This window comes from Sphingomonas panaciterrae, from assembly GCF_036890205.1.
In the GTDB taxonomy this organism is placed as follows: domain Bacteria; phylum Pseudomonadota; class Alphaproteobacteria; order Sphingomonadales; family Sphingomonadaceae; genus Sphingomonas; species Sphingomonas panaciterrae.
The window spans coordinates 119,060-136,917 of sequence record NZ_JAKNQR010000001.1 but is presented as its reverse complement, the minus strand read 5'-3'; the positions used below and the strand labels follow the sequence as shown (position 1 = coordinate 136,917).

Genomic DNA, 17,858 nt, shown 5'->3' with positions numbered 1-17,858 from the left:
AAAAGAAACGGGGAGAGGATAGATGAAGGACATACTCAGCGCCCAACGCGACAGCTTCATGGCCGCGCTGCCGGAGCCGATCTCCGTCCGGAAGGACCGGTTGAAGCGCGCCGCGGCGATGATCCGCGACCATGCGGACCGCTTCTGCGACGCGCTGAGCGAGGATTTCGGCCACCGCAGCCGCGAACAATCGATGATCACCGACATTGGCGGGTCGATCAGCCCTATCCATCACGCGCTGAAGAACCTCGAGAAATGGGCGCGACCCGAGAAGCGGCCGGTCCAGTTCCCGCTCGGCCTGCTGGGGGCCAAGGCCTGGGTGGAATATCAGCCCAAGGGCGTGGTCGGCGTGATCGCGCCGTGGAATTTCCCGGTGAACCTGGTGATGTCGCCGTTGGCCGGCGTGTTCGCCGCGGGCAATCGCGCGATGGTCAAGACGAGCGAATATACGCCCGTCACCGCTGCCCTGTTCGAGGAGATCGTCGGCCGGTATTTCGACCCGACCGAACTGGCCTTCGTCTCCGGCGGGCCGGACGTGGGCCAGGCCTTTGCCGAGCTTCCGTTCGATCACCTGATCTTCACCGGCGCGACGGGCATCGGGCGGCACATCCTGCACGCGGCCGCGGACAATCTGACGCCGGTGACGCTGGAGCTTGGCGGCAAGTCCCCGGTGATCGTCGGCAAGGGCGCCGATCTGAAGCAGCTCAGCGAGCGTGTCGCCGTGGGCAAGATGCTGAACGCCGGCCAGATCTGCCTCGCGCCGGATTATCTGCTGGTGCCGTCGGCGCAGGAAAGCGCGGTGGTCGACGGGATCCGCACCGCGGCCAGCGCCATGTACCCGACGCTCCTGTCCAATCCGGATTACACCAGCGTCGTGAACGATCGCCATTACGAGCGGCTCAACCAGTGGGTCGAGGATGCACGGGCGAAGGGCGCGACGGTCGACGTGGTGAATCCCGCGGGCGAGGATTTCGGCAGCACCAACAGCCGCAAGATGCCGCTCCATATCGTGCGCGACGTGACCGACGACATGACGTTGATGCAGGAGGAGATCTTCGGCCCGATCCTGCCCGTGCGCCGCTATGATGGGATTGACGCGGCGATCGGCGAGGTGAACCGGCGCGACCGGCCGCTCGGCCTCTATTATTTCGGCAAGGACGAGGCGGAGCGTCGCCGCGTGCTGGATCGCACCATCTCCGGCGGGGTGACGATCGACGACGTAATCTTTCACGTGTCGATGGAGGACCTGCCGTTCGGCGGAGTCGGCCCGTCAGGGATGGGCTCGTATCACGGCCTGGATGGGTTCCGCACCTTCAGCCATGCGAAGGCGGTGTATCAGCAGTCCAAGCTGGATGTGGCGAAGATTGCCGGTCTGAAGCCGCCTTATGGTGATGCCACGCGCAAGGCGGTGGCGCGGCAGATGGGCGGGTGAGGGCGCGGCGTGCGGGGCCATCCCCGCGCGCCACACCATGGATTTGCGTCAATGCGCCTGCACGATTTCCTCCTTCAGGCGCAGCTTCTTTTTCTTCAAATCCGCGATGAGCATTGCATCGGGCATGGGCCGATGGGTTTCTTCACTGATGCGCTGATCCAGCGTGGCATGCTTGGCCTCAAGAGCCGAACGATGCGCGGTCTGCATACAGGAATCTCCTTGCTTTAGTTGCGGGGGCAGAAAGTAAAACACGCGAACGGGCGATTGTCTCATCGGAAATTGCCCGATCTGCGGTCGATCGAACCCCCTGTGCGATGTCACGCTTTTGCAACGAGTTTTCCCACCAACCCCCGCACGGGCTCTGCTACAGCGGCATCGCCGGAGGGAGGGCGACGTGACGGATGATGGCCAGCTGATTGCGCGACTCGGCGCGCTGCGCACCGAACATCGCGATCTGGACGCGGCGATTGGCGCGCTGGGCAGGGACGGCGCGGCCGACCAGTTGCAGCTTGCGCGGTTGAAGAAGCGGAAGCTGCGACTGCGCGACGAGATCGCGTTGATCGAGGACCAGCTGATCCCGGACATCATCGCCTGAGTGTCGCAATGGGACGCTGGTCGCAGCGCCGCGTATGATCACGCTGTCGCGCGGTTCCCGTCTCCGATGTAACGTTTCCGCCATGCACGCAGCCCACCATGATTCCGCGGTTTACCGACGCCTGATCGACGCCTTGTATGTAGAAGCCATGGTGCTGGCCGACGATGCACGCAGCTATTTCGATGATGGCGGGCGCGGCGATCGAGAGGCGCTGGACCCGATCACGCGCGTGACCTTCAGCTGCGAATCGCTGAAGGTCACGACGCGGCTGATGCATGTCATCGCCTGGCTGTTGACGCAGCGTGCGGTGCTATCGGGCGAGCTGAGCCCCAGCGCGGCGCTCGATCCGGCACGCCGCTTGATCGGACCGGCAGAGGAATCCGCCATGGTGGCTACGTCGCTGCCTGAGAAGGCGCAGCGGTTGGTCGACACCAGCATCGATCTTTATCGACGGGTGGCGCGGCTGGATGCGGCGCAGGGGATGACGGTGCCGGAGGAAAGCCCCGCGCGGCAGATGTTCCAACGGCTGGCGATGGCGTTCTGAGGCGAGGGGATCCGGCCCCGAAGTGCGGGGCCGGAACGGGTCGGGATCAGCCTTCGACGCGTTCCCAGTGGCCGGTCTCAAAGCCATCCACGGCCAATTCGGCGATACGCGCGGCCACCACTTCGGGCGGCTTCACCGATGCGGGATCCTCACCGGGATACGCGCGGGCGCGCATCTTCGTGCGGGTGGCGCCGGGATCGATGATGGCGGTGCGCACGCGGCTGATCTCGGCCAGTTCGTCGCCATAAGCGGCCAACAGTGTCTCGAACGCAGCCTTGGACGCACCATAAGCGCCCCAATAAGCGCGCGGCTTGCGACCCACTGAGGAGGTGATGCCGATCACGCGTGCGCCCGACGAGCGGCGCAGCATCGGATCGAACGCCTGGATCAGTGCGACCTGCGCCGAGACGTTGAGCGTCAGGACGTTGGCGAATTCCTTGGGATCGATCGACGGCACGGCCGCCAGCGTTCCCAGCGTGCCAGCGTTCAGCACCATGATATCGAGCGCCGACCAGCGTTCGCCGATCGCGACCGCCAGCCGCGCAATGGCGTCGTTCGCCGCCAGATCGAGCGGCGCGATCGTTGCCGAGCCGCCAGCGTCGAAGATCTTCTGCTCGACCTCTTCCAGCGCCGGGGCGGACCGTGCGGTCAGGATGACATGCGCGCCCTTTTCGGCAAGCGCGATGGCAGTGGCGGCTCCGATACCCCGGCTGGCGCCGGTGACGAGGGCGAGCTTGTTCTCGAGAGGCTTGGTCACGTTCATCATCCCGGATTAGTCCCGGGATTAGCGCTCCCGCAACTCCATAGGTGCCGTGTTGACGGCAGGTGAAGCCGAAGGTCGGCGGGGTGGCGCCTTACGCCACCCGCTCTTCCAGCATGGCGAACTGATCCACCGCGCCCGTATCGTCGTGATCGGTCAGCGTGGTGGGATAGTCGCCCGTGAAGCACGCGTCGCAATAGCCCGGCCGGAATTGCGCGCGCTCGCTGCGACCGAGTGCCTTGTACAGGCCGTCGATCGACACGAACGCCAGACTGTCGGCGTGGATGAAGTCGGTCATCGCCTTCAGGTCATGCGTCGCTGCGAGCAGCTTGGCGCGCTCAGGCGTGTCGACGCCGTAGAAGCAGCTGTGCTTCGTCGGCGGGCTGGCAATGCGCATGTGCACCTCCGCCGCGCCAGCCTCGCGCATCATCTGCACGATCTTCAGGCTGGTCGTGCCGCGCACGATCGAATCGTCGATCAGCACGACGCGCTTGCCCTGGATCAAGGCGCGGTTGGCATTGTGCTTCAGCTTCACGCCAAGGTGGCGGACCTTGTCACCCGGCTGGATGAAGGTGCGGCCGACATAGTGCGAACGGATGATCCCGAGTTCGAACGGGATGCCGCTTTCCTGCGCATAGCCGATCGCCGCGGGCACGCCCGAATCCGGCACTGGAATCACCAGATCAGCCTCGACCGGTGCTTCGAGCGCGAGCTGTTGGCCGATGCCCTTGCGCACCGAATAGACCGAATGGTCGTCGACGATCGAATCCGGTCGCGAGAAATAGACCCATTCGAAGATGCAGGGGCGCGGCGCGACGGGGCCGAACGGCCGGATGGACCGCATTTCCGAACCCTGTACGATCACCAGCTCGCCCGGCTCCACCGAGCGGACGAATTCGGCGCCGACCACGTCGAGCGCGACGGTTTCGCTGGCGAAGATGATCGAATCGTTGAGCTTGCCCATCACCAGCGGGCGGATGCCCAGCGGATCGCGGCAGGCGATCATGCCCTCCGGCGTCATCACGATCAGGGCGTAGGCACCCTCGACCTGCTTCAGCGCGTCGATGAAGCGATCCATCAGCGTCCGGTAGTTGGACGTCGCGACGAGGTGGATGATCGTTTCGGTATCACTGGTCGACTGGAAGATCGAGCCGCGGCGAATCAGCTCGCGGCGCAGCTTCATCGCGTTGGAGATGTTGCCGTTGTGCGCGACGGCGAAGCCACCGCTCGCCAGCTCGGCGTACAGGGGCTGAACGTTGCGCAGTGCGGTTTCGCCCGTGGTAGAGTAGCGCACGTGGCCGCACGCAACGCTGCCGGGCAGCGAGCCGATCACGGCCTCGCTGTCGAAATTGCCGGCGACGTGACCCATCGCCTTCTTGGTGTGGAAATGCGCGCCATCGAAGGACGTGATGCCGGCGGCCTCCTGTCCACGGTGCTGGAGCGCATGAAGGCCGAGGGCGACAAGCGCCGCGGCGCCATCGGAGCCGGACACTCCAAAGATGCCGCACTCCTCGTGCAGATGGTCGTCGTCGAAAGGATTAGTCGTCAGCATGGCGTGGGGGCTCGCGTCGTGCGCCGCTCATATAGCGAGTGTCTCGGATTTGTCATGGGGGTGGAGCGATCATTGCGTCCGCCGGTTTCTGCCGGTGAGCGGACGCAAGGAGAAATCACCATGGCCAAGAACCACGGATCGCAGATCAAGGACGACAAATTGTACGAGGATCTGCGTCGGCAAGGCGAATCGAAGGAGAAGGCGGCGCGGATCGCCAATGCGCGCGCCAACGGCTCGCTCGATCATCGCAGCGACCGGCTGGAGGATCGTTCCAAGGAGGATTTGTACGCCGAAGCGCAGAAGATCGGGATCGAGGGGCGATCCAAGATGAACAAGAGCGAGCTGGTCAACGCGGTGCGGAACCACAAATAGCCCGGATCGCGGCGAATAAGGGCGGGCTGGAAGAAGGCGGCCGGGCTGCGCTACAGCCGCGGTCATGACTGATCCGCGCGAAAATGGCCTGACGCTTGATCCCCGATATGACGCCGCCGGGCTGGTGACGGCAGTGGTGACTGCCGCGGGCAGGGGAGAGGTGTTGATGGTCGCGCACATGAACGCCGATGCGCTCGCCGCCACGCGCGCGACCGGCAGGGCCACCTTCTGGTCGCGCAGCCGCCAGGCCTTGTGGGTGAAGGGCGAGACGTCGGGGAATTTCCTCAAGGTTCGCGAGATGCGCATCGACTGCGACCAGGATGCGATCTGGATAATCGCCGAGCCGGTTGGCCCGGCGTGCCACACCGGCGCGCGGTCGTGCTTCTATCGCCGGATCGGGCCGGACGGGCTGGAACGGGTCGAGTGATCCGACGCGCGGCGGCGGCACTGGCAGGCGCGGCGCTGGTCGCCGGCTGCGGGCAGCAAGCGGGAACGCGCGAACGGTCTGACGACGCCGGAACCGCGCTGGAGGCGACGGCGATCGCACGCGGGATCGTGTCCGATCCTGCCGCGCTCAACCCCGTCGGGGCATTCGCCTCGGCCACGGATCGCGTCTGCGTCGTGCCCAGGGACGGTGAATATAGCATTGGCGTCAGCGTCGATTATGGCGATCGGCAGCATTGCGTCGCACGCGGCGTGGCCCGCGAGAACGGGGTGCTGCGGGTCGACTTCGGGGGCGGCTGCCGCCTCGATGCGCGGTTCGACGGGGAGCGGATCGTCTTTCCAGCAGAGGCGCCGGCGGCCTGCAATCAATCATGTACCGGGCGGGCGAGCCTGTCAGCGGTCAACACTGCGCGGCTGAGCGTTGCAGAGGCAGAAGCGCGCGCGATGCGTGGCGCGGACGGAAACCCTCTATGCGATTGACGTTCACGTAAGCGGAAGATAGATCGGCGGCATGTCGGTCGCTGGCCTTTTCGGTTCGCTCCCGCCCCGCGGGGATCGGACGCATTTCAGCATCACGGACCTCGCCTCCGAGTTCGGCGTGACGCCGCGTGCGTTGCGCTTCTACGAGGATGAGGGGCTGATCGCGCCCGAACGCCGGGGCACGGCGCGGATCTATTCGCATCGCGACCGGGCGCGGCTCGCCTGGATCCTGCGCGGCAAGCGGGTGGGATTCAGCCTGGCCGAGATCCGCGAGATGATCGACCTTTACGACATCGGCGACGGCCGCAACACGCAGCGCAACGTCACCATCGAGCGTTGTCGTGCCCGGATCGAGGCGCTGACGGCGCAGAAGCGCGACATCGACGATGCCATTGCCGAGCTCGACGAGTTCGTCTCCCTCCTTGAAACACCCGATCAGAAGGACTGATCCTCATGCCGCAATATACTCCGCCGGTGCGCGACACCCGCTTCGTTCTCGAACATGTCGTTGGTCTGTCGCGCCACGCCAATGTGCCGGGCTTTGCCAATGCCACGCCCGACACGGTGGATGCCGTGCTGGAGGAGGGCGGCCGCTTCGTCGCGGAAGTGCTGTTCCCCCTGAACCAGTCGGGCGATCAGGAAGGCTGCACCCGGCATGAGGACGGTTCGGTCACGACGCCGGCTGGCTTCAAGGAAGCGTACAAGCAGTTCGTCGAATCCGGCTGGGGCACGCTGTCCGCGCCAGAGGCGTTCGGCGGACAGGGGATGCCGCACGTCATCTCGACCGCGTTTCAGGAATATATGATCTCCTCCAACATGGCGTTCGCCATGTACCCGGGCCTGGCGCATGGCGCGATTGCGGCGCTGGTGGCAAAGGGCTCGCCCGAGCAGCAGGAGAAGTACCTGCCCAAGATGGTGTCCGGCGAATGGGGAGGCACCATGAACCTGACGGAGCCGCAGTGCGGCACTGATCTCGGCCTCATCCGCACCCGCGCCGAGCCGCAGGCTGACGGTTCGTACAAGATCACCGGCACCAAGATCTTCATCTCGGCCGGCGAGCATGACCTGACCGAGAACATCATCCACCTCGTTCTCGCCAAGACGCCGGGTGCGCCCGACAGCTCGAAGGGCATCAGCCTGTTCGTGGTGCCCAAGGTGCTGGTGAACGACGACGGCTCGCTGGGTGAGCGCAATGCGGTCTCCTGCGGCTCGATCGAGCACAAGATGGGCATCCACGGCAACGCGACCTGCGTGCTGAACTATGACGGTGCGACCGGCTGGCTGGTCGGCGAGGAGATGAAGGGCCTTGCCGCGATGTTCATCATGATGAACGCAGCGCGGCTGGGCGTTGGCCTTCAGGGCCTGGCGGTCGGCGAGACGGCCTACCAGAATGCGGTGCAATATGCCGAGGATCGTCGCCAGGGTCGCGCGCTGACCGGCGCGGCCGAGCCTGATGAGAAGGCGGACACGTTGTTCGTCCACCCGGACGTTCGCCGGATGCTGATGAACGGCAAGGCGTGGCTCGAAGGCCTGCGGGCATTGTGCCTGTGGGGCGCGCTTCAGGTCGATCTGGAGCACAGCGCCGAGGATGAGGCCGCGCGGCAGGAGGCGGCTGACCTCATCGGGCTGCTGACCCCGGTGATCAAGGGCGTCGGCACCGACAAGGGCTATGCCATCGCGACTGACGCGCAGCAAGTCTATGGCGGCCACGGCTACATCCAGGAATGGGGGATGGAGCAGTACGTCCGTGATGCGCGGATCGCGATGATCTACGAAGGCACCAACGGCGTTCAGGCGATGGACCTCGTCGGTCGCAAGCTGGCGATGAACGGTGGCCGTGCGATCCAGTTGTTCTTCAAGATCGTGGCCGAGGAATGTGCCGCGGCGAAGGGTGGGCCGGCGGCCGATTTCGCCACCCGGCTCGAAAAGGCGCTTGGTGAGCTTCAGGCCGCGACCATGTGGTTCATGGGGAACATCTCCAACCCGAACAACATCGGCGCGGGCGCGGTGCCGTACATGCACCTGCTGGGTGTCGTGTCGGTCGGGCTGATGTGGCTGCGCATGGCGGTGGCTGCTGCGGCGCTGAAGGAAGCCGGCCAGGGCGACGCCGCCTTCCTCGACGCGAAGCTGGTGACGGCACGCTTCTTCGCCGAGCGCGTGCTGCCGGAGGCGGGCTCCTACCGTCGCCAGATCGAGGGCGGCGCCGAGGCGCTGATGGCGCTGCCGCCCGAGATGTTCCGCGCGGCGTAAGTGACGATCGGCCCCGTCGCGCAGGTCGCGGCGGGGCCGTTTCTTATTCCACGCCGGCGGCGTTGCCGAGCGTCGGCGCTGCCGGCTCCGCGCTTGATTTCCGGCGGACGCCCTCGAGCGGCTCCGGCCCCTTCGCGGGGACATCGATTTTCGGAACCGGCACGGCGCGGAGCATCATGCGCTTCATGCAGGATCCGCGGTTCCTGAATTCGTCGCAATTCCACAGAAAGCGTTCGAGATTGCTGTCGCGATCGCGGATGTAGCTGAACGACATGGCATGCATCTGATCGTTGGTCAGCGGCAGGCTCGTCGCGGCGGCAGCGGCGGTGGTCCAGCCCATGAAGCGGCACCGCGCGCGCGCGTCGCACGCCGCCATCGCCATCGCGGGATAGCTGGCTGCCTGCGCGGGATTGAGCCGTGTCAGGAACACCTCGTTATCGCTGCCGAGCGGCGCGGGTGTCGTGCCCTTGTAGGGAGCCGCGGCGAGTGCGGCGGCGCTTGCCGGCCCGTCGGCACCGATGCGGTGGATGTCCGATACCGCGGCGAGCTTCGCGATCGGCGCCTCGCCGGGCTGCTGCCCGCGGTTGAAGGCGGGGCCGGTGCCCCACCAGCCCGTCCAGCGGAAGAACAGATGCGTGTGAAGCTCGGCGATCTTGTCCAGGCTGGAGCTCCAATAGGGTACCACCCAGTCGGTATGGTAATGCGTTGCCCAGCCAACCGGCTTGTACACGCTGCCGCGCAGCGCGCGGGTGGCGACGTCGCGCGCGCGCTGCCACGCGGCGGGTGAGGGTGTCCGGCCGAGGGCGCCGTCGCAGGTAAAGGTGAACTGGCAGCCGGTCGCGCGCTCGGCGCCCTGAAAGACGACGCCGCACACCGTCTTGGGGAAAGCCGGGTGGCGCAGCCGGTTGAGCACGACCTGCGCCACCGCCTTCTGCCCGGGCGGGTCATCGCCGGCCTCGTAATAGGCCGCCGCCGCAAGACAGTCGGTCGCGCGGGCGAAATCCTCCGTGCCGCCGACGAAGCGGAACGGGCGGGCGGCCGGGACCGGGCTCGTCACAAAGGGGATGGCGGCATTCACCGCGCGCGCGTCATCGGGATCGATCGAGGCATATTCGACCGGCTCGACCGGCGGTGGCGGCACCTTGGGCGTGGTCACGATCCGTCGCGCCGTCGGCGGAGCCTCGAACGCTCGTTCGGGTATCGGGGGCGCCAGGCGCACGACGATGATCGGCAAAGCGATTGCGGCGATCGCGATGACCGCGAGAATGAGGTGCAGGGGGCGCAATGCTGACACAGGTCGATCGCTAGCCGTCACGACGGATTGGGGCGAGGACAGTCGCGCGATCAGGACGATGGTGGCCGTGCCAAGACGAAACGCCCGGCACGGCCCCCCTCATCAGGCTTCCGGCAGGAAGTCGGGCACGGAGAGATAGCGCTCACCCGTGTCATAGTTGAAGCCCAAGACCCGCGCATTGTCGGGCAGGTCGGGCAGCTTCTGCAGGATCGCGGCCAGCGTCGCGCCGGACGAAATGCCGACCAGCATCCCTTCTTCGCGGGCCGCGCGACGGGCCATGTCCTTGGCGACATTGGCATCCACTTCGATCACGCCGTCGAGCGCCTGGGTATGCAGGTTCGCCGGGATGAAGCCGGCGCCGATACCCTGGATCGGGTGCGGGCCGGGCTGGCCGCCTCCGATGACCGGGGAGGCGGCCGGCTCGACCGCGAACACCTTCAGGTTGGGCCATTCCTTCTTCAGCGTTTCGGCGACGCCGGTGATATGGCCACCGGTGCCGACACCGGTGATGACCGCATCGAGCGGCGTGTCACGGAAATCGTTGATGATCTCCTGCGCCGTGGTGCGAACGTGAATGTCGATATTGGCCGGATTCTCGAACTGCTGCGGCATCCAGGCGCCGGGCGTCGTTTCCACCAGTTCCAGTGCGCGCTCGATGGCGCCCTTCATGCCCTTTTCACGCGGGGTGAGGTCAAAGGTCGCGCCATAGGCCAGCATCAGGCGGCGGCGTTCGAGCGACATGCTCTCCGGCATGACCAGCACCAGCTTGTAGCCCTTCACCGCGGCCACCATTGCAAGGCCAATGCCGGTGTTGCCGCTGGTCGGCTCGATGATCGTGCCGCCGGGCTGCAGATCACCGCTGGCCTCCGCCGCTTCGATCATGGCCAGCGCGATGCGGTCCTTGATCGAGCCGCCCGGGTTTGACCGTTCCGACTTGATCCAGACTTCTGATCCGGGGAACAGGCGCTGCACGCGGATGTGCGGCGTGTTGCCGATCGTCTCGAGGATCGTGTTCGCCTTCATGGCTGAGCTACTCCGTGCTGTGTTTCGGGCGGTATTACCGAAAGTGGTGTCTCGGGCGGATCAAAGGTCTTGGCCTGCTTCAGTTCCGGAAACAATCGCGACCACAGCAGCGTGACGGCCATCGCGCCAACCCCGCCGACGACCACTGCCCCAACGGGGCCGAGCAGCGCCGCCATGAGGCCGCTTTCTGCCTCCCCCAGTTCATTGGAGGCCGAAATGGTCAGCTGGCTGACCGCGCTGACCCGGCCGCGCATCTCGTCAGGCGTGTGCAACTGGATCAGCGATCCGCGCACGTACATCGACACCATGTCCGCGCTGCCGGCGACGATCAGGGCGCTGAGGCTGAGCAGGAAGTTGGTCGAGATGCCGAAGGTGACGATCGCGACACCGAAGATCATAACCGCGATCAGCATCTTGCGTCCGACATCGTTCTTCATCGGTCGGAACGACAGGAAGATGCCGGTCGCCGACGCGCCGATCCCCATGCCAGCCGCGAGCAGCCCAAGGCCGGTCGGCCCGACGTGGAGGATGTCGTGGGCATAGATGGGCAGCAGCGCGGTTGCGCCGGCGAGCAGCACGGCGAACAGATCAAGCGTGATCGCCGCCTGCACCAGCCGGTTGCGCTTCACATAGGCGAAGCCGTCGACCATCCTAGCGAACGGCCGGCGATCCTTCTGCGCCGGCGGCTGCGGCACGGGGCGGATCGTCAGCAGCATGACGAGCGCCAGGAGGAACATCGCCGCCATGCCGGCATAAGCGGTCAACGGCCCGATCGCGAACAGGAAGCCGCCGACGCTGGGCCCGGCGATGAAGCCGACCTGCATCGCGATCGATCCCAGCGCGATCGCGCTCGGCAGGGATTCGCGCGGAACGAGGTTGGGCGCCAGCGCGCCATAGGCGGGGCCGGCAAAGGCACGCGCAACCCCGACCAACACGGCGGCGCCGAAGAGAACGGGGAGGCTGATCCAGCCTTCCCATGTGGCAAAACCAAGAAGCAGAACGTTGCCCGCCAGCAACGTTGTCGTCCCGCGCACGATCCAGCGCCGATCGATGCTGTCCGCGATCAGCCCCACCACAGGGGTCAGCAGGAACAGGGGAACAAACTGCGCTAGGCCGATCATCCCGAGAAGAAATGCGGCCTCCCGGATATCCATCGTTTCGCGGGCAATACTGTATACCTGCCAGCCGAGAACGATCGCGAGCGCCGATTGTGCGATGGTACTGGCCAAACGAGCCAGCCAGTAGCTGCGATAGTTCGGAATGCGGAGCGGGTGAGCGGCAGCTGACATGTGGCGATGGACTTAAGTCGGCCCTCCGATCGGCACAACGGGATTTCACGACGTTGCGCCTGCGCCCCGTTGAGGCTTATAGGCCCCGTTCTCCCTTTCCCCTAGGAACCTCGAGGTCCAGCCCCGTGGCAAAAACAGCCCGCGCGAAGAGCGCCGAACCCCCCGTATCCAACCGCGAGCGTCCCGACGAGCCGCAGCCCTATGAGGCGTCCAAGGACGAGCTGCTGCAATTCTACAAGGACATGCTGCTCATCCGCCGCTTCGAAGAAAAGGCCGGCCAGCTCTATGGCCTGGGCCTGATCGGCGGTTTCTGCCACCTGTACATCGGCCAGGAAGCCGTTGCGGTCGGCCTGCAATCCGCGCTGTCGGAGAAAGACAGCGTCATCACTGGCTACCGCGACCACGGCCACATGCTGCTGTGCGGTATCCCCCCCAAGGACGTGATGGCGGAGCTGACCGGGCGTCATGCCGGCATCTCCAAGGGGAAGGGCGGGTCGATGCACATGTTCAGCGTCGACCATAAGTTCTACGGCGGGCACGGCATCGTGGGCGCGCAGGTGTCGCTGGGCACCGGCCTCGGCTTTGCGCACAAGTACAACAATGACGGGGGCGTGTGCCTCGCCTATTTCGGCGACGGCGCGGCGAACCAGGGGCAGGTGTACGAAAGCTTCAACATGGCGGAGCTGTGGAAGCTGCCCGTCATCTTCGTCATCGAGAACAATCAATACGCCATGGGCACGAGCGTCAACCGCGCGTCGGCCGAGGACCAGCTGTATCGCCGCGGCGAGAGCTTCCGCATCCCGGGCATCCAGGTCGACGGCATGGACGTGCTGGCGGCGCGCGGCGCAGCCGAGGAGGCGCTGGCCTGGGTGCGCGCCGGCAAGGGGCCGATCATCCTCGAGATGAAGACCTATCGCTATCGCGGCCACTCGATGTCGGACCCGGCCAAGTATCGCAGCCGCGAGGAAGTGCAGGCGGTGCGCGACAAGTCCGATCCGATCGAGCATGTGAAGAAGCTGCTCGAGGCGCAGGGCGTCAAGGAAGACGAGCTGAAGGCGATCGAGAGCGAGATCCGCAAGACGGTGAACGAATCCGCCGATTTTGCCGAGAGCACCCCCGAACCCGATCCCAAGGAATTGTATACCGACGTGCTGGTGGAGAAGTATTGAGATGGCGATCGACATCAAGATGCCGGCACTCTCCCCCACCATGGAGGAGGGCACGCTCGCCAGGTGGCTCGTCAAGGAAGGCGACACGGTGAAATCCGGCGACATCATGGCCGAGATCGAGACCGACAAGGCGACGATGGAGTTCGAGGCGGTCGATGAAGGCGTCGTGGCCAAGATCCTGGTCGCCGAGGGCACCGACAATGTGAAGGTCGGCACGGTGATCATGCAGCTGGAAGGCGAGGGCGCCGAGGCAGCCCCCGCGGGCACCAGCGACCCCGCTGCGACCAAGGAAGACACGGCCGCGCCCGAAGCGAAGGCGGACGAGACGAAGGCCGACAAGGTCGAGGATTCGGCGCATCCGGCACAGGAGAAGGTCGACACCGGCACGCGCCAGATGTTCGAGGCGGCGAAGCACAAGGCCGACGTTATCGATCCGGCGATCCCCGAAGGCACCGAAATGGTGAAGGTGACCGTTCGCGAGGCGCTGCGCGATGCGATGGCCGAGGAAATGCGCGCCGACGAGCGCGTGTTCGTGATGGGCGAGGAAGTCGCGCAATATCAGGGCGCCTACAAGGTGACGCAGGGGCTGCTCGACGAGTTCGGCGACCGCCGGGTGATTGACACGCCGATCACCGAATATGGCTTTGCCGGCGTCGGCACGGGCGCGGCGATGGGCGGCCTGCGCCCGATCGTCGAGTTTATGACGTTCAACTTCGCGATGCAGGCAATCGACCATATTGTGAACTCTGCCGCGAAGACGAACTACATGTCCGGCGGCCAGATGCGCTGCCCGATCGTGTTCCGCGGGCCAAACGGCGCGGCGAGCCGTGTGGGCGCCCAGCACTCGCAGAACTATGGGCCATGGTATGCCAGCGTACCGGGCCTGATCGTGATTGCACCATATGATGCGGCGGATGCGAAGGGCCTGCTGAAGGCGGCGATCCGTAGCCAGGATCCGGTCGTGTTCCTCGAGAACGAGCTGCTTTATGGCCGTACGTTCGAGGTGCCGAAGCTCGACGATTGGGTGCTGCCGATCGGCAAGGCCCGCGTGATGCGCGAGGGCAAGGACGTGACGATCGTCAGCTATTCGATCGGCGTCGGCCTCGCGCTCGAAGCGGCGGAGAAGCTGGCCGGTGAGGGGATCGATGCGGAAGTGATCGATCTTCGTACGCTGCGCCCGCTCGACAAGGAAACGGTGCTCAAGAGCCTCGCCAAGACCAACCGCATGGTCGTGGCCGAGGAGGGCTGGCCGACGTGCTCGATCGCCAGCGAGATCATCGCGATCTGCATGGAGGAAGGCTTCGACGACCTCGACGCCCCCATCGTCCGCGTCTGCGACGAGGACGTGCCGCTGCCTTATGCGGCGAACCTCGAGAAGCTGGCGCTGATCTCGTCCGACAAGATCGTCGAGGGCGTGAAGAAGGTCACGTACCGCAAGTAACGGCTAAGCTCCCGTCTCGCGTTGATCGAGACGGGAGCTGCTACAACCCTGTGGGGGTGTTGCAGTTTTTCTTTGCGGGAAAGCGCTGATCAGGGGTCGGCGTCTGGAAGTCCTTGTTTCGGGCGCGGAACATGGCCATGCGCGTGAAGCTTGGTTCGAGCTTCATGAAGTTCATCGGGTAAATGCTGAAAATCGGCTGATACTCGTACGTAACTTGAACATGGAACAGGATCTCGTCGAGCGGAAGCATGCGGCTGTTTGGCAAGGTTGCGAGGCTGCTGACCAAGTTGCAGCCGAGAACCGGTGACGCGCTGGTGAAATCTCCATCAAATCGTTGCCACAGGATCCGATTTTCGATGATGCCATTGTTGTCGTAGTCTGTGCCTTTTACGGCGGTGATGACGACTCGGCCGTGGCGACGAAGGTTGAATGGCTGCGCGGTCAGATCAATCGCGCTGAAGAGGTCGTAGATCTGCGCTTCGGTCGCGCCAACCACGCCCGTTCCGCTCTGGGCCACCAGGTCCGCCGTCATCGATGCGAGACGTTGCACACGATTATTGGCGAGGGCGTAATTGCCAAGCTCGAAGCCGCTGAGGATCATGGCAAGGAGCAATGGGGCGAAAAGCGCAAACTCGAGCAGCGCCACACCGCGAACATCCTGGGGCAGCGATGCACGGGATCGGCGTTTCACAGCGTTTTCCTTACAACAGCCTCGTTGCGCACAATCGTGGTGGCGACGAGCGTGGCTTCGGGTGAGACGCCGAACCATGAGGTCATCGTTCCGAACAGTCGCAACTTCGGAAATGCGGCCGTATAGGAAACAACGTCGCCGGGACCGCCGAGCTTACCCGGGATCGGGATTGCCGGGTCCCATTTACCGTTACCGTTCCGGTCGATGAAGTCTTCGCCCTTGTCGTAGACCCCGTTTCCATTTTGATCGGTGAAGTTTTCTGGCGTAGATGTTGAGAAGTCCTTGTACACCGTCGTCACGATGGTGATGTTCTTGCCAGGAGCGGTCGGGAAGTCGCTCATTGCGTTAGAGATGCTTGCCCGAATGGCGGCTTCTCTCAGGTCCTGGCTACTTTCCATCGACGCGGTCGCCGCTCGCGCTGCTTCGACGACTGCTCCTTCAAGGGCCGCGCGAGCGAACATCGTATGGCCGATTTCAATCGTTCCGCAGATCATCGCCAGCATCACCGGCGATATCAGGGCGAACTCAACCACGGTGACGCCGGTGACGTCTCTGATCAGGTGAGAAAAGGACTTCATTTCGTGAGATGCAAGTCAACGAGTTCGGTGGCGACGTCGTCAAACGCCGATTTCAGCGATGCGGTGTCAGACGTCCGATAGACCCGGCCCGGCGCGCAGCGCTCGAACATTGCCAAGGTATTGGTGTCCGTGGTCGTCAGTGCGATGATATATACTTTTGGCGGGTTTTTCTCAGCCTGTAGCGAGGCGCACGTCTTTGAGAAGCGCCGCTCGGACTGGGTTCTGAAAGCGCCACCATTCTGGGTGGTCGTCAGCGGATTGTCGGCGTAATTCCCGTAAAATGTGAATGTGCGATCAGTGTAGCCATTTTGGCTCTCCCCGAGCGCAGTTTCGCCGTCGGTCATGAATACTAGGGCGCGCTTCGCTTCTTCCGACGTCGGGTTGCTACGTGGAAACACGTCATCTCTGACAAGCAGGCGATAGCCCCAGAGAAGTCCGGCATGGTGCAGCGTCCCGTTGGCCGGGTAGATCGCGCCATTCTTCCGCTCAATGACGTTGTCGATCCAATATGACTTTGGCTTGCCGTAGGCGATCGGCTCAGCTTCCTCCGGGCATTGCCAGTTGGGACTGGGCGGGTCCGTCATGTTCTGCGAGCCGCTGCTCGTACTGCCACCCTTCGGGTTTACCGAATATGTGGTCGCAGCCTTCCATGCCGCAAAGTTGGGAATGCGATCATAATTGATCCTGAACGGCGTTCCGCGCGACGTCGCAAAGTTCCAGCTGTCGGTTTGAGGGTTGTAGAAACCTCCATCGACCCGAGTGATGACATCGTTGGAGACGCTCGATGCGCTGTCGTTCAGCCCGATATAGTAGCGATAAAAAGCTTCGCGGTACGGCGAGCTCGCCATGCTTGCCTGGTTCAGGCCGCCGTTCGCCAAGGTTTGATCCAGCTGGTACAAATTGTAGCCTGGCTCGACGTTCGAGATTTTGTAAAATCCACTATTTGGGTTTGCCATGACAGCGGACGAAGCGGAGTTGCCGGATGTCTGGGGAACCCAGAATGGCGGAATGAAATAGGGCGTGATTGGTGGGTGCCCCCCTTCACCGGGCAATGACCGCACGACATCCCAAGCGCCGGGCTCGGGCTGTGAATAGGTTGCATTCATGTTGCGCACGGTGTCGTCGGCCAGGACGCAGCCCTTCCATGCAAGCCGATTGCCTGGCCAAGAACCGCCCGCCTGCGTGGCGGAGTCGTTGAACCCAGCCAGCTGTCTGACAGACGAGGACCGCCACTTCGTGAGCAAATGCCCGACGTTCACGGTGATGTCGTACATGACGAAACCGAGTGCCAGTTCCTGACGGGTGCCAGCGCCCTGGTAGAGAATGTCGACAAAGCTTTTGGCCGCATCCTTTGTTGCTGTCATGCGGGTCTTGACGACGCCATTGGCGTCGCGGGGCAGGTTCGCCTTCATTGAGCCGGTGTTGTCGAGGACAACCATGACCTCCAACGGACGAGGCTGCAGCTCGGCGCGCGCGACCGTTCGTATCCGTTGCTTGTCGAATCCAAGCACCCGCATGAACGTCATTGGCAAGTCGGCTTCGGCCTCTACCGTCGTGACGTGGATGTTGTTCTTCGTCGAGAACGTCGGTGTGAGAACCAGGCTCTGCGAGTGCATATATCCCTGTGGGAAGTTCCCGTAGAAATATGCCTCGACCTGCTTCGTCCGATCCTTTGCGGATTTATCGGTCACCGCAAAGGCGCGCGCACCGGCCAGCGCGGCAGCGTCGACCCCGGCCTGCATTTGGCTGCGCACCATGTATATACGGGCCGTATCGATGCCCGTGCCGATGGCGCCGATTGCCGGGATCGTGAATGCGGCGAGGATCGGAAGGGCCGCCCCATGCCTGTCGTCGGCCAGTCGTCGCAGGAACGTTCTGAGACCCTTGCTTCTCACTCGATTCTCTTCCCATCAGAGAGTAGTGTCGCGGAAAATCGCCTTGCCC

General features: G+C 64.3%; 19 protein-coding genes. 10 read left to right on the top strand and 9 right to left on the bottom strand.

Annotation, left to right across the window (positions count from 1 at the left end; translation table 11 throughout):
- Positions 1-22 precede the first annotated feature (22 nt).
- Positions 23-1,432: a coniferyl aldehyde dehydrogenase gene (locus L8F96_RS00730; RefSeq protein WP_334654555.1), complete on the top strand. Its 1,410-nt coding sequence runs from the start codon at positions 23-25 to the stop codon at positions 1,430-1,432.
- A gap of 48 nt (positions 1,433-1,480) precedes the next feature.
- Here the strand turns inward: L8F96_RS00730 and L8F96_RS00725 are convergent, their stop codons facing one another.
- The gene (locus L8F96_RS00725) at positions 1,481-1,639 is read right to left on the bottom strand and encodes a DUF465 domain-containing protein (protein WP_082103074.1); all 159 of its coding nucleotides are present in this window, start codon (positions 1,637-1,639) and stop codon (positions 1,481-1,483) included.
- 187 nt (positions 1,640-1,826) lie between these two features.
- Between L8F96_RS00725 and L8F96_RS00720 the strand changes: the two genes are divergently transcribed.
- Complete coding sequence (locus L8F96_RS00720; protein WP_046410281.1) at positions 1,827-2,027, top strand: YdcH family protein; 201 nt, start codon at positions 1,827-1,829, stop codon at positions 2,025-2,027.
- 34 nt (positions 2,028-2,061) lie between these two features.
- Complete coding sequence (locus tag L8F96_RS00715; RefSeq protein WP_417158917.1) at positions 2,062-2,571, top strand: DUF1465 family protein; 510 nt, start codon at positions 2,062-2,064, stop codon at positions 2,569-2,571.
- Between the two features lie 46 nt (positions 2,572-2,617).
- Here L8F96_RS00715 and L8F96_RS00710 read toward each other — a convergent pair whose 3' ends face one another.
- Positions 2,618-3,328 (bottom strand): SDR family NAD(P)-dependent oxidoreductase, encoded by a 711-nt coding sequence (locus tag L8F96_RS00710; protein ID WP_125944530.1) that lies wholly within the window; start codon positions 3,326-3,328, stop codon positions 2,618-2,620.
- Between the two features lie 97 nt (positions 3,329-3,425).
- On the bottom strand, positions 3,426-4,883 hold the full coding sequence (gene purF, locus L8F96_RS00705; RefSeq protein WP_046410285.1) for an amidophosphoribosyltransferase: 1,458 nt from the start codon (positions 4,881-4,883) through the stop codon (positions 3,426-3,428).
- Here purF and L8F96_RS18655 point away from each other — a divergent pair.
- From L8F96_RS18655 to L8F96_RS00680, 5 genes are all read left to right on the top strand, one after another.
- Positions 4,776-5,255, top strand: a complete 480-nt coding sequence (locus L8F96_RS18655) for a Rho termination factor N-terminal domain-containing protein (RefSeq protein WP_465250261.1) — start codon at positions 4,776-4,778, stop codon at positions 5,253-5,255. The genes purF and L8F96_RS18655 overlap by 108 nt on opposite strands.
- Before the next feature lie 64 nt (positions 5,256-5,319).
- Positions 5,320-5,682, top strand: a complete 363-nt coding sequence (gene hisI, locus L8F96_RS00695) for a phosphoribosyl-AMP cyclohydrolase (protein ID WP_334654548.1) — start codon at positions 5,320-5,322, stop codon at positions 5,680-5,682.
- Positions 5,679-6,179 carry a hypothetical protein gene (locus tag L8F96_RS00690; protein WP_052742577.1) on the top strand — a complete coding sequence of 167 codons (501 nt, stop codon included), beginning with the start codon at positions 5,679-5,681 and terminating at the stop codon, positions 6,177-6,179. Before hisI ends, L8F96_RS00690 begins: the two co-directional genes overlap by 4 nt.
- Before the next feature lie 31 nt (positions 6,180-6,210).
- Positions 6,211-6,627, top strand: coding sequence for a MerR family transcriptional regulator (locus L8F96_RS00685; protein ID WP_046410291.1), 417 nt, complete (start codon positions 6,211-6,213; stop codon positions 6,625-6,627).
- Between the two features lie 5 nt (positions 6,628-6,632).
- The gene (locus L8F96_RS00680) at positions 6,633-8,429 is read left to right on the top strand and encodes an acyl-CoA dehydrogenase C-terminal domain-containing protein (protein WP_046410292.1); all 1,797 of its coding nucleotides are present in this window, start codon (positions 6,633-6,635) and stop codon (positions 8,427-8,429) included.
- A 43-nt stretch (positions 8,430-8,472) separates the two neighbouring features.
- Here L8F96_RS00680 and L8F96_RS00675 read toward each other — a convergent pair whose 3' ends face one another.
- The 3 genes from L8F96_RS00675 to L8F96_RS00665 all read right to left on the bottom strand — a co-directional run bounded on the left by L8F96_RS00675 (position 8,473) and on the right by L8F96_RS00665 (position 12,035).
- Positions 8,473-9,723 (bottom strand): cell wall hydrolase, encoded by a 1,251-nt coding sequence (locus L8F96_RS00675; RefSeq protein ID WP_334654544.1) that lies wholly within the window; start codon positions 9,721-9,723, stop codon positions 8,473-8,475.
- A 102-nt stretch (positions 9,724-9,825) separates the two neighbouring features.
- Positions 9,826-10,746, bottom strand: coding sequence for a cysteine synthase A (gene cysK, locus L8F96_RS00670; protein WP_046410294.1), 921 nt, complete (start codon positions 10,744-10,746; stop codon positions 9,826-9,828).
- Positions 10,743-12,035 carry an MFS transporter gene (locus L8F96_RS00665; protein ID WP_334654542.1) on the bottom strand — a complete coding sequence of 431 codons (1,293 nt, stop codon included), beginning with the start codon at positions 12,033-12,035 and terminating at the stop codon, positions 10,743-10,745. The genes cysK and L8F96_RS00665 overlap by 4 nt, the downstream gene beginning before the upstream one ends.
- A gap of 125 nt (positions 12,036-12,160) precedes the next feature.
- Here L8F96_RS00665 and pdhA point away from each other — a divergent pair, with 125 nt between their 5' ends.
- The gene (gene pdhA, locus L8F96_RS00660; protein ID WP_046410299.1) at positions 12,161-13,204 is read left to right on the top strand and encodes a pyruvate dehydrogenase (acetyl-transferring) E1 component subunit alpha; all 1,044 of its coding nucleotides are present in this window, start codon (positions 12,161-12,163) and stop codon (positions 13,202-13,204) included.
- A 1-nt stretch (position 13,205) separates the two neighbouring features.
- Positions 13,206-14,645, top strand: coding sequence for a pyruvate dehydrogenase complex E1 component subunit beta (locus L8F96_RS00655; RefSeq protein ID WP_046410300.1), 1,440 nt, complete (start codon positions 13,206-13,208; stop codon positions 14,643-14,645).
- Between the two features lie 40 nt (positions 14,646-14,685).
- Here the strand turns inward: L8F96_RS00655 and L8F96_RS00650 are convergent, their stop codons facing one another.
- From L8F96_RS00650 to L8F96_RS00640, 3 genes are read right to left on the bottom strand one after another with little or no spacing between them, the layout of a single operon-like run.
- Positions 14,686-15,291, bottom strand: coding sequence for a TadE/TadG family type IV pilus assembly protein (locus L8F96_RS00650; protein ID WP_334654540.1), 606 nt, complete (start codon positions 15,289-15,291; stop codon positions 14,686-14,688).
- Positions 15,292-15,332: 41 nt separating this feature from the next.
- A complete protein-coding gene (locus L8F96_RS00645) occupies positions 15,333-15,914 on the bottom strand; it encodes a TadE/TadG family type IV pilus assembly protein (RefSeq protein ID WP_046410303.1) in 582 nt (193 codons plus the stop codon).
- Positions 15,911-17,809 (bottom strand): TadE/TadG family type IV pilus assembly protein, encoded by a 1,899-nt coding sequence (locus tag L8F96_RS00640; RefSeq protein ID WP_046410305.1) that lies wholly within the window; start codon positions 17,807-17,809, stop codon positions 15,911-15,913. The genes L8F96_RS00645 and L8F96_RS00640 overlap by 4 nt, the downstream gene beginning before the upstream one ends.
- Positions 17,810-17,858: the final 49 nt, after the last annotated feature.